12 protein-coding genes are annotated in these 13,748 nt (G+C 71.7%); 2 read left to right on the forward strand and 10 right to left on the reverse strand.

From position 1 onward, the window contains the following. Window positions 1-295: 295 nt before the first annotated feature. The 10 genes from ACL02T_RS29795 to ACL02T_RS29840 all read right to left on the reverse strand — a co-directional run bounded on the left by ACL02T_RS29795 (window position 296) and on the right by ACL02T_RS29840 (window position 11,875). Window positions 296-943, reverse strand: a complete 648-nt coding sequence (locus ACL02T_RS29795; RefSeq protein WP_412834120.1) for a hypothetical protein — start codon at window positions 941-943, stop codon at window positions 296-298. Continuing rightward, complete coding sequence (locus ACL02T_RS29800) at window positions 940-1,515, reverse strand: hypothetical protein (protein WP_412834121.1); 576 nt, start codon at window positions 1,513-1,515, stop codon at window positions 940-942. Before ACL02T_RS29800 ends, ACL02T_RS29795 begins: the two co-directional genes overlap by 4 nt. After that, window positions 1,515-6,329, reverse strand: coding sequence for a DUF8841 domain-containing protein (locus ACL02T_RS29805; RefSeq protein WP_412834122.1), 4,815 nt, complete (start codon window positions 6,327-6,329; stop codon window positions 1,515-1,517). Before ACL02T_RS29805 ends, ACL02T_RS29800 begins: the two co-directional genes overlap by 1 nt. A 175-nt stretch (window positions 6,330-6,504) precedes the next feature. After that, entirely contained in the window at window positions 6,505-6,741 is a 237-nt protein-coding gene (locus ACL02T_RS29810) for a hypothetical protein (RefSeq protein ID WP_412834123.1), read from the reverse strand. A 69-nt stretch (window positions 6,742-6,810) separates the two neighbouring features. Then, complete coding sequence (locus tag ACL02T_RS29815) at window positions 6,811-7,686, reverse strand: HNH endonuclease family protein (protein WP_412834124.1); 876 nt, start codon at window positions 7,684-7,686, stop codon at window positions 6,811-6,813. Then, window positions 7,625-9,697: an ATP-binding protein gene (locus ACL02T_RS29820; protein ID WP_412834125.1), complete on the reverse strand. Its 2,073-nt coding sequence runs from the start codon at window positions 9,695-9,697 to the stop codon at window positions 7,625-7,627. The genes ACL02T_RS29815 and ACL02T_RS29820 overlap by 62 nt, the downstream gene beginning before the upstream one ends. Before the next feature lie 97 nt (window positions 9,698-9,794). After that, window positions 9,795-10,361, reverse strand: a complete 567-nt coding sequence (locus ACL02T_RS29825) for a hypothetical protein (protein ID WP_412834126.1) — start codon at window positions 10,359-10,361, stop codon at window positions 9,795-9,797. Further along, window positions 10,361-10,537, reverse strand: a complete 177-nt coding sequence (locus ACL02T_RS29830) for a hypothetical protein (protein WP_412834127.1) — start codon at window positions 10,535-10,537, stop codon at window positions 10,361-10,363. Before ACL02T_RS29830 ends, ACL02T_RS29825 begins: the two co-directional genes overlap by 1 nt. After that, window positions 10,530-10,781 carry a hypothetical protein gene (locus tag ACL02T_RS29835; RefSeq protein ID WP_412834128.1) on the reverse strand — a complete coding sequence of 84 codons (252 nt, stop codon included), beginning with the start codon at window positions 10,779-10,781 and terminating at the stop codon, window positions 10,530-10,532. The genes ACL02T_RS29830 and ACL02T_RS29835 overlap by 8 nt, the downstream gene beginning before the upstream one ends. Beyond that, window positions 10,781-11,875, reverse strand: coding sequence for a DUF2637 domain-containing protein (locus tag ACL02T_RS29840; RefSeq protein ID WP_412834129.1), 1,095 nt, complete (start codon window positions 11,873-11,875; stop codon window positions 10,781-10,783). The genes ACL02T_RS29835 and ACL02T_RS29840 overlap by 1 nt, the downstream gene beginning before the upstream one ends. A gap of 188 nt (window positions 11,876-12,063) precedes the next feature. Between ACL02T_RS29840 and ACL02T_RS29845 the strand changes: the two genes are divergently transcribed. Beyond that, complete coding sequence (locus tag ACL02T_RS29845; RefSeq protein ID WP_412834130.1) at window positions 12,064-12,303, forward strand: helix-turn-helix transcriptional regulator; 240 nt, start codon at window positions 12,064-12,066, stop codon at window positions 12,301-12,303. Between the two features lie 168 nt (window positions 12,304-12,471). Next, entirely contained in the window at window positions 12,472-13,740 is a 1,269-nt protein-coding gene (locus tag ACL02T_RS29850; RefSeq protein WP_412834131.1) for a helix-turn-helix domain-containing protein, read from the forward strand. Window positions 13,741-13,748 lie beyond the last annotated feature (8 nt).

Genomic DNA, 13,748 nt, shown 5'->3' on the forward strand with positions numbered 1-13,748 from the left:
GACCACCACGGGCGCGCAGCCGACGCCACTCGACGGCGAGGCGGCGCAGCTCGGGTAGACCGTGCGGAGCGTCGAGGGCGACGACCGTCTCCTCCAGCCACCGCAGGAGCTGCCGGTCGCAGTCACCACCGAGGGGCATGCAGTAACCCGAGGGTCCCCAGGTCGGACTGCATCCGCCACCGCAGCTCGGCCTGGTCGGTCAGTGGCGAGCAGGGGCGGCGCTGCGCCCGAGTCCGTCTGGTCAACTGGCTACGACGGACCGGCCCCGGGTCTGGCGGGCCTTCCCACTTGCGGTTCATGACTGCCCGTCCAGGTCGTCGAGCTGATCACGCCGGAGGCGAATGGCCTCCCGATAGCCGGCGCCAGCCGCGCATCCCGCGATGGTCACCATGTAGATGCCGAGCAGCCACGGTGGAAAGGAACCTTCGTCGAGCCAGACCCCGACAGTCCACGGCGCAACGATCAGCCCGGCGACGATCAAGGCAATCGAGACGACCCCGGCCACGAACACCCCCGCGAGCGCGCCAAGCACCGCGAGGATGCCCACCTGCCAGCGCACCGGCGACCCGGGCACCACGAGCGCGGCATCGCGCCGGACCGCGGCACAGGGCTCCCACCCGCGCAGCACACCGCCAACAAGCAGACCGGCGGCGCCAGCGAGCAGGGACGGGATGGCGAGCGTGACAACGAGCGGGGCCAGGGGCTCGAGGTCGAGGGCGCGGGCCCCAAACAGGACGACCCCGGCGGCGAGCAGCGCGAGGATCGACGCGAGCACGAGGACCCGGGTGACGTAGGCACTGCGGCGGGTGTCCTGTCGAGGCTGGCGGGTGCGCAGCCAACGGCGGGTGAACCACGCGGCGGACGCGACCAGCGCCACGGTGACCATGCAGCTGCCAAGCTGCCCGCCGGCCAGGTCGGCGCCGGTGATCGTCGAGGCGCTCACCACTCGCCCTCGTCGCCGTAGAGAGCCGAATCACCGAACTGGAACTCCTGCGGGTCGCTGAACTGCCAGTCCGCGTCGTGGTAGTGCTCGCGCATGGCATCGCGGAACGCGGCCTCCGCGCCAGCGGTGCCGTCCTCCACGTAGGCGTTCATGATCGCCTCAGCGGCCTCGGGGGGAAGGTCGGCGGTGATCGAGCGCAGCCGCCGGTAGTCCTTGCCCATCGCCACGGGCCCGGCGTTACCGGTGAACTTGACCCGGATGCCCTTGCGGCCGAGCCGGTTCATGCGGCGCCGGGGCGCCGTGGCGCGACGGACGTCGCGGGAGTCATGCTCGGCTCCGATCCGTCCCCGGTTGGCCTTGCTCGGGCTGCGGCGCTTGGACCGATCGGGGTGGACCCAAGTGCGCAGGGTGCGGGGCGAGACGCCGAGCCGTTCCGCGGCTCCCCGGTCGCCGTAAGTCTTGATCAGGTCCTTGACCTGCCGGTAGGTGGTGACGGTGCGGGGCGTGCGTTGGCCGCGGACGGCCTTGGTGATCGCCTCACTCATGTCCATGTCGCGGCGACGGCGGGCCATCAGCTCTCACCCCCAGCGATCTTGAAGCGGTCCATCAAGCCGGGCTCGGTGATCTCCGCTCCGTCGTAGGTGCTGGCCTTCGGGGTGTCCCCGTCGGCGAGCAGATCCGCGACCTCCTCCACCCGCAGCCGGCCCACATGCTTGACCTGGCCGAGCTGATCGCCCTCGGCCCAGCCCGCGGGGGGTGTGGGCGTCGGGTCATCGGAGGCGTAGAGCACGGCATCGGTGGCGATAGCCAGCGGGAACCGGCCGACCTCCGCCGCGGCGACCATGCGCCGGGTCAGGGCGTAGCGGCCCTGCGCGACGACGTGATGACGCCAGTCAGGGCGATGCAGCGAGTAGTCCGAGCCGCGCCAGGTTGAGGCGTCGAGGCGCCCGATGCCGGCGCGGTAGGTCGCCTTGACCGCGTCGAGGACGGCCCGGTCATCGGAGCCGGTACCGGCGAGCAGGCCCTTGCGGGCGTTGCGCAGGTCGCGGGCCCACTTGTCCAGCACCCGCACCGAGTTGCCGCGCGGCCACACGTAAGCCTTGCTGATCTCCGGGGTCAGCCCGTACAGCTCGGTCAGGATCTTCATGGTCGGCGTGGTGACCCACAGATAGTCGCCGCCGCGGCGTCGGCCGGCCACCTGCAGCGGGTCGGGCAGGCGGGCGTGCTCCCAGGTCAGGGTGCGGATCCGCCAGTACCCGGGGGTGCTCTGGTCGAACTCGGGGTCCTCGGTGATCTCCTCGGGAGCCCCAATGCCCAGCGGCAGCGACGTCGCCGCACCCAAGAACAGACCGTTGACGTCCCACGCATCGACGTAGGGCAACGCCAGCTCGTCAGGCTGCATCGCCCGCTGCCAGATGTAGTCGCCCTCCAACGTGGGCAGCTCGGAGGGCTTGGGCAGCTCGGGGCGATCGGCCTTGGCGATCTCCGGGCGGGTCGTCGCGACGAGCGAGACGCCGGTGACACCCGGGGAGTAGCGGTAGGCGATGCCGGTGGCTGCGGCGTAGGCCCCTAGCCGAGAGGCAAGGACCTGCGCGGGCACCTCCAGCTCCCCGAACGGGGACGGCTCGATCTGCCACTCGGGGAACACGAGGTGCAACCGTCGCCCGCCCTTGCGGTACACGACGTTCCACCCGGAAATCGAGCGGCTGCCGACCTCCCAGCCGGCCTTAGTGATCGCCTCGCGCACGGCGCGCTGCTCGGCGGGCTCGGTCTCGCCGGTGCGCGGGGGCAGCTCGGCGGGCAGACCGAGCTTCTCCCGGGCCGCGGGCAGGATCCAGAGCTGGCCGTAGGCATGCGCGGCCCCGCGGTACTGCCCGCGCCCGTCCCGATGGCCCAGGCCCAGGGCCTCGGCCCTAGCGAGCAGCCCCGCAAGCGAGCCGCTGTCCTCGCTCAGGTCGATCGCGGCGGGCTCGTCGTCGGAGCGGGCGAGCCAGCCAACCGCCGCGGCAGCGACGAGCGCGAGCCCGGCGTAGCCGGCACGGGGCTCACGGGCCGCCGCCGGGGCCGCTGCTGCGCCCGCCTCCCCCGCGGGCTCGGTCTCGGGTGCCTCGGCCACGGCCACGGCCACCGCCGCCGGGCCGGGAGCGGGACGCTCAGCGCCCGCGGGGGACGGAGCCGCGGCCGGGCGGGCGTTCAGGACATGTTCATCTCTGGCGGGAAGAACATGTACTCCACCCTGGTCCGCGCCGGCCGCGGCGTCTTCGTCCGCAACAAGCGGGACCTGCGCGGGCGCCGGAGGCTCGGGGATCTCGTCGAGCGTGGGCGGGGTCTGCGGGTCCGGAGCGGGCCCGTCCGGGCCCTCGGGGCCGCCGCCGGAGTCCGGCAGGGTCGGGTCGTCGTCGTGACCGTCCTCGCCGTCGTCGGTGGGCCACAGCCACGACCAGGCCGTCTCCCAGACTGTCGCCTGGGGGCCGGGCCCACCGCCGGGCCGGCCGAGGCGGATCTTGACGGTGGTCCGGCGTCCGTGCGCGGTCTCGCGGGTACGCAGGATCCCGGCGTCGGCGAGGGCCGCGCCCAGGCCGTCACGGGTCAGGTTCAGCGGCATTCCCGCCGCGCGGGAATGGCGGGTGATCTCGTCGGTCACCGCGGACGGGTCGAGCCAGACCCGGTCGCCGTCGGTCCAGCCGACCGGGGAGCCGACGCGCCGCCAGCTCGTGTCGAGTGCGCCGGGCAGCGGCTCCCAACCACACAGCTCGGCGTGCGCGGGGTGCTGTCCGGTCTGGCGGTCGATCAGCGCGGCGGACTGGCGCACGAACGCCGAGCGCAGCGCGGACGCCGCGATCTCGGTGGGGCGGCGCTCCACGGAGCCGGCCATCATTCGATCCCTTGCCTCGATCAGGGCCGCCCAGACGCGCGTCCAGCGCTGCGCGGCCTCCTCGTCGGTGAGCGCGCCCCGCGCCACGGCCATGTCCAGCAGTGCCCGCCAGCCGACCGCGAGGTCCGCGACGGCCTCGGAGCGGCGGGCCTCCACGCCGGGGTCCGGGGAGTTGGGGCGGACCATCGCGTCGGTGAACACAGTGCGGGTCTCGCGAAGCCATGTCGTGAGCGGCATCCGGTCGGCGTAGTGCTGCACCATCGTCGCGATCAGGCGGGCCCGCAGCTCCGGGGCGCCGTCGCGGTCGAGCGGGGCGAAGGCCTCGCGTGGGTCCAGCTCGCCCCGGCGCATGTCGAGCGCGACCACGCGGGTCTCGGCGGACTCGATGCCGACCCACTGCTCCGCGGTGACGCCGAGCAGGCCGCGGGGCTTGTGCTCGGGGCGGATCCCGCCGGTGCGCGCGCCGCGGTCTTTGCCGCGCTGCTCGGCCTGCGAGCGGGCCAGGACGTTGAGCCTCCGCCCGAGGGCCTCGGTGCCGCGGTCCGGTGCGCCGTCATCGACGATCGTGAGCATGTCGCCGACGGTGAACCGGTGTTCCTCGAGGGAGGTCAGCGTGGCGGCGTCCTCCCCGGCGCCGAACGGCAGATGGTCGTAGCGCGCCGCGGGGCAGTAGTGCTGCTGGCCGACCGCAGCCAGGCCGGTCTTGCCGGAGCTCGGGCCGCCCACGGGCAGGATCGTCACCCGGCTGTAGCCCAGGCATGCCCGGTAGGCCGCGCCCAGCATGGGCACGGCCAGGCGGTCGGGGATGGTGTCCATCAGTGCGAACGAGGCGGCCAGGGCCTCGCCGAGCCCGTCCCGATCGCCCGCGGGGAGAGGGGCCGGGAGCGTGAAGTCGCGGTACTTCTCGGAGGTCTCGATCCGGACGTCCGGGCGGGCGCCGTGGGCGTCGATCCCGCCGCCGGCGTGCAGGTACACCCAGCGGTCGGCGATCTTGCGCCAGCCGAACGTGCCGTAGAGCGTCTCGACCGGCGTCGGGCCGGACACCGCGACGATCCCAGCCCGGACCTTCGAGCGGCCCGACTGCGTGTCGTCGATCGGGCAGGGCCAGGGCAGGTCCGCGACCCAGGTCAGCTTCTGCCAGTCCTCCTCGCCGATGGCCGGGAGGTCGACCGTCTCTCCCTCGCGGGTCACCGCGAGGTCGTAGTGGGTGACCCGGGGGGGTGCTCCGTCGCCCAGGTCGTAGCGCAGCCGGCGGAGCAGCTGCGGGGCTGCGGGGAGCAGGACCCGCGCGACCGTGTTGCGGTCCTCGCCGCGGCCCTTCGTCTCGATCTTGCACAGCTCGCCGTCGACCAGCGCGTACTCGTCGCGGATCTTGGGCAGGTTCCGGCGCGGGGGCGGCGGGAGGTCGTCTGAGCCGCGGCGGCGCTGCCGCTCGCGGGTCAGGTCGACCGGGCCGGCGGACTCGGCGGGGGTGGGCTCGGCGGGGGTCGGGGATCCGCCCGGGGCCGGGGCCGGCGCGGCGACCGAGGCCGCCGCGTCCGCCGCGGGCCCGGGCTCGGTCTCCGGCTGCTCGGCGGGCTCGTCATCCTGGTCGGCGGCGTCGGCATCGGCCAGGGTCGCGGGGTCGACCGGCTCGAACTCGTCGAGGCGGTGCCCGGCGGCCAAATGGTTAGAGGCGTCCTTGCCGGTGATCGGGCGCACGACCGTCACCGAGGCGGCCACCCCGGTGAGCTGGTCGAGCAGGTGTGCGGCGTGCTGCCGGCCGGCGTCGTCGAGGTCCTGGACGATGACGACGTGCGCACCGCGCAGCGTCTCGGTGTACTGCGGCAGCCAGCGATCGTGCTGGGCTCCCTCGGCGGCGGCGCCGCCGGCGTTGCAGGTGCCGACCGCCCCGACGGCGGCGAGCGCGTCGGCGTCCTTCTCCCCCTCGGCGATCCACACCCGCTCGCCCGCGGCGACCGCGGCGAGGACGGTGGGCAGCCGGTAGAGGACCCGGCGGTCCTTGACCGGCCAGCGCGGCTGACGGCGGCCCGCGGTGTCGACCACGCGGACGGTGAACTCCTTGGGCTCCCAGCGGGAGACCTCGTAGATCACGCGCCCGTCGGCGTCGCAGTACGGGTAGGTCGCGACGAGCCGCTGACGAGCCTTGCCCGGGGGCTTCTTCCTGGACTTGGGGCGGGGCCTGGCCTTGGGGCGCTCGGAGGACCAACGGCCCCGGTCACTGTTCGCCGGACGGGCCGGGGGCTCGTCGTAGAGGTCCGACAGCGACAGACCCAGAGCGTCCACGACGTCACGGGTGTCGCAGCCGGTGTGGCAGCGCACGAAGGTCCGGCCCGCGCCGGTGCGCGAGTCGGTCCGCCAGGTCACCGAGAGCGAGGCGTTGCCGTCGTCGTGAGCGGGGCAGCGCGCGTAGAGCTGATCGCCCCGGTGCGTCGACACCCGGTCCCGTTGGGCCAGGGCATCGGCCACACGGACGAACGAGCTGCGGTCCGCTGCGGCGGGCATGGTCATGTCGACCACCCGCCGACGTCCAGCGGGGGCGCGTCACGCATGCCCCAAGAAGCGTTCTGCGGGTACGATGACACCCGCAACCTCCTGTCAGAGGTGTTTGGACGCGGGCCCCCCGGAAGCAGGCCGCCAAGCAGACTTCGGGGGGCTTTCGCGTGTTCAGGGTTCGTTGCGGTGCTTAGGCACCGAGCCTGAGCTGTACCGGCTCCGCCTCCGTCGTGTCCGGCTCGATAAGTCCGTGCAGCTCGCCCATCCGCCTGATGACGTACTCGTTCAGGCTGATGCCCTGTCGCGCTGCCTCGCGCTCGTACCGTTCGCGGTGCGCCTTCGGCCACTTGATCGACACCGGGCTGCGCTCGCCCCACATCGACTTGCGGCCGGCTCGGCTCCGGCCACCGGGTTGGTTCGCTGGCATGGCGCGATCTTGGCGCACCGGATTCCGGAATCCGGTTAGACACGCCGGGCGACGGTCGAACGGTCTTCCTCATGCGCTGACCGCCCTCTCCCCGCGGGCAGGCACCGGCAGCCACCGCTGATCCGCCGGCTGCGCGGCGGACAGACCCGCGGGAAGGGAGGCCGAGGCTGCGGCCGGGCAGGCATTGAGCGCGCGGGCCAGGGCGTCACGCTCGGCCTCGGTCACCCAGAGCCGGTAACGCGCCTTGACCTCCACCTGCCGCGAGGCGTAGGAGCACCAGAACTCACGCCGCGGGGGGAGCCAGCTCGCGGCGTCGCCGTCGCCCTTGCCCGCGTTCGTCGGCCCGTCGACCGCCAGCAGGTTGCCCGGGTCGTTCGCCAGCCGCTCGCGGGTCGCGGCGTCGAGCTGCTGGGCTCCGGTCTGCCAGGCGTCGGACAGCGAGACGACGTGGTCGATCTGCACCGCCGAGCTGGTCGCCTCCCCGCGCAGGAAGTGGATCACCTTGCCGCTGTACGGGTCGGCGAGCGTGCCGCTGACTACCACGCAATTCTGCGTGCCCGGCTTGAAAGTGACCCCGGCCAGGTCGCGGGCGAGCACATCGTTTCGCTGATCGCAGCCGTTCCGGTCGATATCCGCCCAGGGCTGCCCGAACTCGTCTCGACTGTATCCAGTTTTCGGTGCCCGCCATTTTACCGGAAGGGTGGCCAGATCGGCCGCTGCGCCGGAACCGGCGCGGGTGACGACGATCGTGGAATCCGGGGAAGCGACCGAGTTGACTCCACATCCGGAGATGAGAGCCAGGACCCCGATACCGGCCCCTGCTAGAGCCAGACCCAGACGTGACGACGTGTTCGCGTGAAAGCAAGATCGGGACATCGCGTAATCACCCGTTCCCGTTCGCTGCTGGGCTTGCGGGGGCCGAGGAGTCGGCGGAGGAATCGGCATCTGCAGTGTTTGCCATTCGCCGATTACGTGCCCACTTACCCAGCTCGTCGGAGTCGTAGAGCTTTTCCGATCCACGCTGGCCGGCGACGGACGGAAAGTGGACGTCGCGCTGCGACTGCTTGCGCAGATTTGCCAGCTTGATTCCCTCGACGATGCCCTCATCGACCGCCTCGCGGAGCCCGACAAGGCGAACACCCTCTAGGACATCGTCGTTTTCCTGGGATTCCGCAGGTCCGGCGTCCACGACCTCCGGCTCGACCGGTGCCCCTGGGACAGTCTCAGCCTGGTGTCCCAGGTCAAGACGATCATGAGACGGCTGGGACGGTGCGACCGGGGCGGACCGGAAGGCGTCGCGAGAATCCGCGGGGACACCGAGCTGGGCCAATTCCCGAGCCTCGCGAGGAGTGAAGAATGCGACCTGAGTTTCTGTCGCAACTCCCGCGGTGACGATCTGCCAGCGGCCGAGCTGCTTGGGCTTCTTCGGCATCGGCCAAACCTCAGGGCAAAGCATCCTCCAGGCATTCATCGTGTAGCGCGAGAGGCAGCGAGTTGCATAGTTCTCGCGAGCCTCGGGGCCACCCATAGTGCGGGCGGACGCCATCTGCGCAACGGACACGACGTGAATCTTGATCTGTCGTCCCATGAAGAGCAGATCGAGCAGCGCCTCAACGGCCGGAGAGGTGTTAGGATCGCCCTTCTCCTTGATCTCTCGCCAATACTTGTTCAGGCGATTGATCGTGGCGTTCATTTCCTCCGCCATGACCCAGATACGCGGACCGACATCGACGTGATCAGTGTTTCCGTCGATATCGGCGTACCGCTCGACCAGGTCGTTTCGCCGGTCCACCTCCGAGCGCAGGGAGATCAGGCGGTCGTGAATCGCCTCGGCGGTCCGATGGTATTCGCAGTTCCGAAGGTTGTTCGCCCACATATGCGAGACCTTCTTAACGTCGAAAATGATTCCATAGCCGCCCTTTGCGAGTCCCTGGGAAAGGATCGCGCGCAGCAGCACAGACTTTCCGGCGCCCGAGCCTGCGGAGACGAGGACGTGCGGGGAGTCGGATTCCAGGTCGACCGTGACCGTCTTGTTCCCGGCCGCCAGGCCGATGATCGGAGCGGTCTCCTTGGCCCTGCTGAGCAGGGGGAGAATGTCGGCGTAGGTGACCTTCGCCGGCGGCCGAACCGGCTCCCGGAACGTGACGTAGGGCTCATTTCCCTCGGTGTGGAACGAGAACACGGTGTCCGATTCGAGCCCGAGCTTGTTCCGGACGACGGTCTTGACGTGGTTCGCGATGCCGTCGGACCCGTCGTACTTGGCTGGTAGGTCCAGGCGCATGTCCGCGCCGGGGTTGCTCTTGAAGTCCGGGGGCACGTGGATCCACTGCTCCGGCCGGGTCGCGGTCTGCCCGACAGCGCCGCTCAGGGCGTCGTGCAGCGGCCCGAGGTAGCGGGTCCGGTGTCCGTGGGTCTGGACGCCCCGGTGGGCCCCGTAGCCGCCCCACAGCAACGTCAGCGCCCCGAACACGCAGGCGAGCACCAGCACCAGCTCCGGGACGACCAGGTAGGCGAGCCCGGTGACGGCCAGGATCCCGGCCAGGCGGATCGCCGCGCGTCGCCACCCGGCGAGGTAGGACCACTTGCCCGTCTCGCCCTCGATCTCGAGCGGTTGGCGGCGGCCATTGCGCCAGAACGTGGCGTCGGTTCGCCGCTCCCCCGACATCGGGCGGCCGGCTATGAAGCGCCCCACCGTGCGCACCACCCGCGGGGCAGGGGCGCTGACCGTGGCGGTGAACACCGCACGCGAGGTGACCCGGGCCGCAGTACCCGCGTGACCGGCCACCGTGCGCGCCGCGCTCATCGTCCGCGCGGCCGCGGGAGTGGCCGCCAGCCGCGCGAGCGCGCCCTCAGGCCGCACGACCAGCTCCGCACCACTGCCCCGCAGGGGCACGATCTCCGTCGACGGGGACTGCCGGACCTCGCTGGCGTCGGTCCGCTCTGCCTCGATCGTCATCCCTGCCACCCCCTCACGCCGCACCCAGCGTGTTCACGCGAAAACGTCTTAACCGCAATTTGTGGTGTCTGCGCTGCTGTTCGGCCTGCTGTACTCATCAGGCCACCTGCGCCGCCTCAGCTGCGCCGAGCTGCGTCTGAGAGCCCTGGACGCGACCGGTCAGCTCGTCGATCCGCTGGCGCACGGTCCGGGTCGACTCCCCCAGCCGGTCACTGATCGTCCAGGGCCCGCACCCCTGGGCGCGCATCCGTCGGATCACCTCGTCGCGTTCGTTCGATCCGAGCGGCAGGTACTCCCCCTCAATCACCCGCTCGACCGCGACCACGTCGATGTAGCCCGGATCCGGCCTCTCGTCCTTTGCGGTCAGACCGAACTCCACGACCACCCGCTCATCCGCACGGATCGCGTGCTCCCAGCACCGTCCGCACGCGACCGCATCGGTGTGCAGGGTCTGGTGGCCGAACTCGCGGCAGGACTGGCGAGCGACCGGGGCCACCGGATGGCCCGCGGGGAGGAGAGACAGGGCCACGCGCACCGCACGCAGCTCCGGCAACTCATCCCGGACCACACCGGGTGTGGCCAGGGCCCGGCGCTCGTCCTCGCGGATGAGGCCCTCAGCCTGAACGGCGGAGACCCGGCTCCCGTTCTGCGTCCTGATCTCCATCAGATCTTCCCCTCTCGCAGGGCGGCACTCAGCCGCTCCAAGTGCTCCCGCACCTCGGCGACGACATCGGCCGCCGCGCCATAGGTCTTGCCGCTGTACTCGCCGTCCGGCAGCTCACCGGCACCGGTTTGACGCTTTGACGTGTTCGCCGCAAAACGCGGCGTCTGGTCAGTCATTGCCGCTCTCCGCTCCGACCTTGGCGGGCGTGGTGGCGGACCGGTTGTCCAGCCTGGCCCGCTGCTCGGCGATCTCCGTGAGCAGGGAGCCGACCTCGGCGTTGTGGCGCTGCTCCTGGCGGTCCCACAGGTCCCGGAACCGGACCCGACCGCCGTTGTGTTCGGACGCCACCCAGCCGGCCACGAACCCGCCGCACCCGGCCAGTGCTGCCACGATCAAAGCGGCCAGGATCAGGGTGCCCATCAGGAGCCCACCGCCCTCAGCGTCCGGGCCGGCTGCTCGGTCCGGCCCAACTCGACGCGGCGGCGGACCTCGCGGGCGTACTTTGGCGTGACCTCCACGCCCTCGCGGCCGAGCAGCTCCACCGCGCGGTCGATGTGCTCGCGGGTGGGGGTCTCGTCCTCGGCGACCCCGATCATTCGCCAGGCCTCACGGACCGCACCGGCCTTGCTGTGCTGGGCCAGCTCCGAGAGCGACGTCCGCCGCTGCTGGTCCGGAATCGCCTCGATGCCCTGCGGCTCGGTCTCGACCTCCACGGAGCCGGTCGCAGCCACCGTCTCGACGGTCTCCGCGTCGCCCTGCTCGGCCGCCGGCACCGTCTCCTCGAGGTGGGCGACCGGGCCAGGGAGCTCGCCCGCGGGCCGGTCGGCGGGCGCGGCCCCCGTCTGCTCCACGGCCTGTGCCGCGGACTGGCTCGTGCCGGCACGCTTGCGCTCGGCCTCGGCCTCGACAAGCGCCAGCGCCTCGTCCGGGGTGCTCAGGCCGCGCATGACCGACAGCCGGAACGCTCGGAAAGTCTCGGCGGGTGCAAGTACCCAGCGCAGGGCCCGGAAGCGCGGCAGCGGACGCTCCAGCGCGCCGATCTCGCGGAGCTGGTCCCGTCGCCAGGCCCGGAGGGTGCGGTCCCACAGCAGCGCTGCCGACAGCGAGGCACCGCCGAAGAACAGCGCCGCGGCGGGCTCATGCTGCACGTGGTCGGCGTGCCAGAAGTTGAAGCCGGCCCCTGCTGCGGCGTAGAGCCACGTCAGGACGCGCTCAGTCATCGCGGAGTCACCGCGGAGCACGTACCGCTGCGCGAGCAGCGCCACGTAGAACGCCGCCGCGCCGAACAGCAGCGGCACCAGGTAGGCGAGGTGGCCGTCCATGTGGAACGTGTCGCGAGCCAGCGCCAGGAGGCCCTGCCACGCGGCAGCCTCGGGGGCGAGCACCACGACACCGAGCAGCAACCCCCGGCCACCGCCTACTGCCTTCTGCCAGTTCCATCGGGACCGCGGCGTGTCCCCCACTGCGACCTCAGCCGCAGCCTGCACCTTCCGGTGCCTCACCAGTGACCTCATGCCTGTGTCCTCCCGACCTCATCGCGCCTCATTGGCTGATCGGAAGTTACCAACTGAGTTGGTACTCGTCTACCCACAGAGTTGGTATTCATGGGTGACGTCTCGTCCTGGCACCCGCTCCCAGGCCGCCCGGGAACTACAGACCTTGTTGGTAGAGTCCGGCGATCTACCTGGGAGGATGCGCGTCGGTGACCACGGAGAGCCCCAACCCCGCTGCTGAGTGGTGGACCACCACGGAGGTCGCGGCGTATCTCGACGTGAGCGTGTCGACCGTGTCCGGATATCGACGCCGCGGCCAGATGCCCGAGCCCGACAGCAAGCTCGGTTCGCGCACCTGGCTCTGGCGTCCCGGAACGATCATCAACTGGCAGCAGAACCGACCCCGAGTAGGAGCCCGCGGGGAAGAGGGCCAGGCGTCGGACAGCTAGCCAGCAAAACGCACTGCCCCTGCTCCGCCCGGACCGATCGGCCACCGAGCCACTCGCGGTCCGGCCCGCAGGTGCCAGCAAAATTTCTCGGTGACCCATGTGCCCAGCGTGTGGCCTGATGGGCGTGTGGAGAAGATCCGTGGTGTCTCCGCCGCGCACAATGGACAGATGGAGACAGCCGACGAGCCCGCTCCCGAGGTCGGCGCTGCTACCTCGTTGAGTATGACTCCCGACCGTGTGGGGCCGCTGCTCGGCGAGCTGCGCCGGGCGCGTGGGCTCTCCCTCGCCGACCTCGCGGCCTCGACCGGCGGCGGGCGCGGGTGGATCAGCAACGTGGAGGCCGGCCGGCGCTGGCCCACCGATCGCCGCTGGGTGTTGCTGGCCGATGACGCCCTGCAGGCCGGCGGCGAGCTCGTCGCTGCCTGGGATCGCGCCAGGGTCGAGCGAGACGCCGCCGAGCAGACCCGGCGGGATCTCGTCGCCTCTGCCGCGAGCGCCCGCGAGCTGCTTGGAGCCCCGGACCTCGGCGACGTGGACGATCTGCACACCCAGACCGCCGAGCTGGCCGTGGAGTACCTGTCCGTCCCGCCCGCACCGATGCTGGCCGCGGCGTTGCGGGTGCAGCGCGAGGCGGTTCGCCGGCTGCGCGCGAACGCCCACCGCCGCACCGAACGCGCGGACCTGCACCTGATCGCCGGCCGAGCCGCCGGCGTGCTCGCCTACGCCGCACTCGACCTCGGACAGCCCGACGTCGCCGCGCTGCACGCCCAGACAGCAGCCACCCTCGGCGAGCGCGCCGGAGACGACTCGCTGCGAGCGTGGGCCCGCGGCACCCAGTCCCTCGTGGCCCGGTTCAGCGAGCGCTTCGACCAAGCGGCGGCGTTCATCGCCGACGGGATGCAGTACGCCACGACCGGGACGTCCGCGCTGCGTCTGCTGTGCGGCGGGGCTCAGTGCGCCGCCAACCGCGGCGACGCCGCGACCGCTCTGGCGTTGCTCGACCAGGCCGCCGTCGAGCGCGAGAACGCCGGCGCGGACCCGATCGACGGCCTGTTCGGCTTCTCCCCAGCCAAACAGAGCTACTACGGGGCATCGTCGCTGATGTGGCTGTCCGATCGGGCCGCCCTCGACCGCGCCTGCCGCAACGCCCAGACCGCGATCGCGACGTGGGAACTCGAGCCCGTGGAACAGCGCAGTCTCGACGACGAGGCCCTGGCGCATGTCTACCTCGCGACCGCACGGCTGCGCCTGGGGGAGGTCGACGCGGCAATGGCTGCGGTGCGCCCGGTGCTCGATCTGCCCGAGGAGCGGCTGATCTCTTGGATCCGCCGCCGGGTCGGCGGGCTCGCCGAGCTGCTCAACGCTCCCCGCTTCGCCGGCTCGCAGACCGCCGACGACGCCCGGGACGAACTGGTCGCGTTCGGCACCGTGGCCTGATCGCGGAC

The sequence above is a fragment of the Pseudonocardia oceanicola genome, from assembly GCF_047200735.1.
Classification (GTDB): domain Bacteria; phylum Actinomycetota; class Actinomycetes; order Mycobacteriales; family Pseudonocardiaceae; genus Pseudonocardia.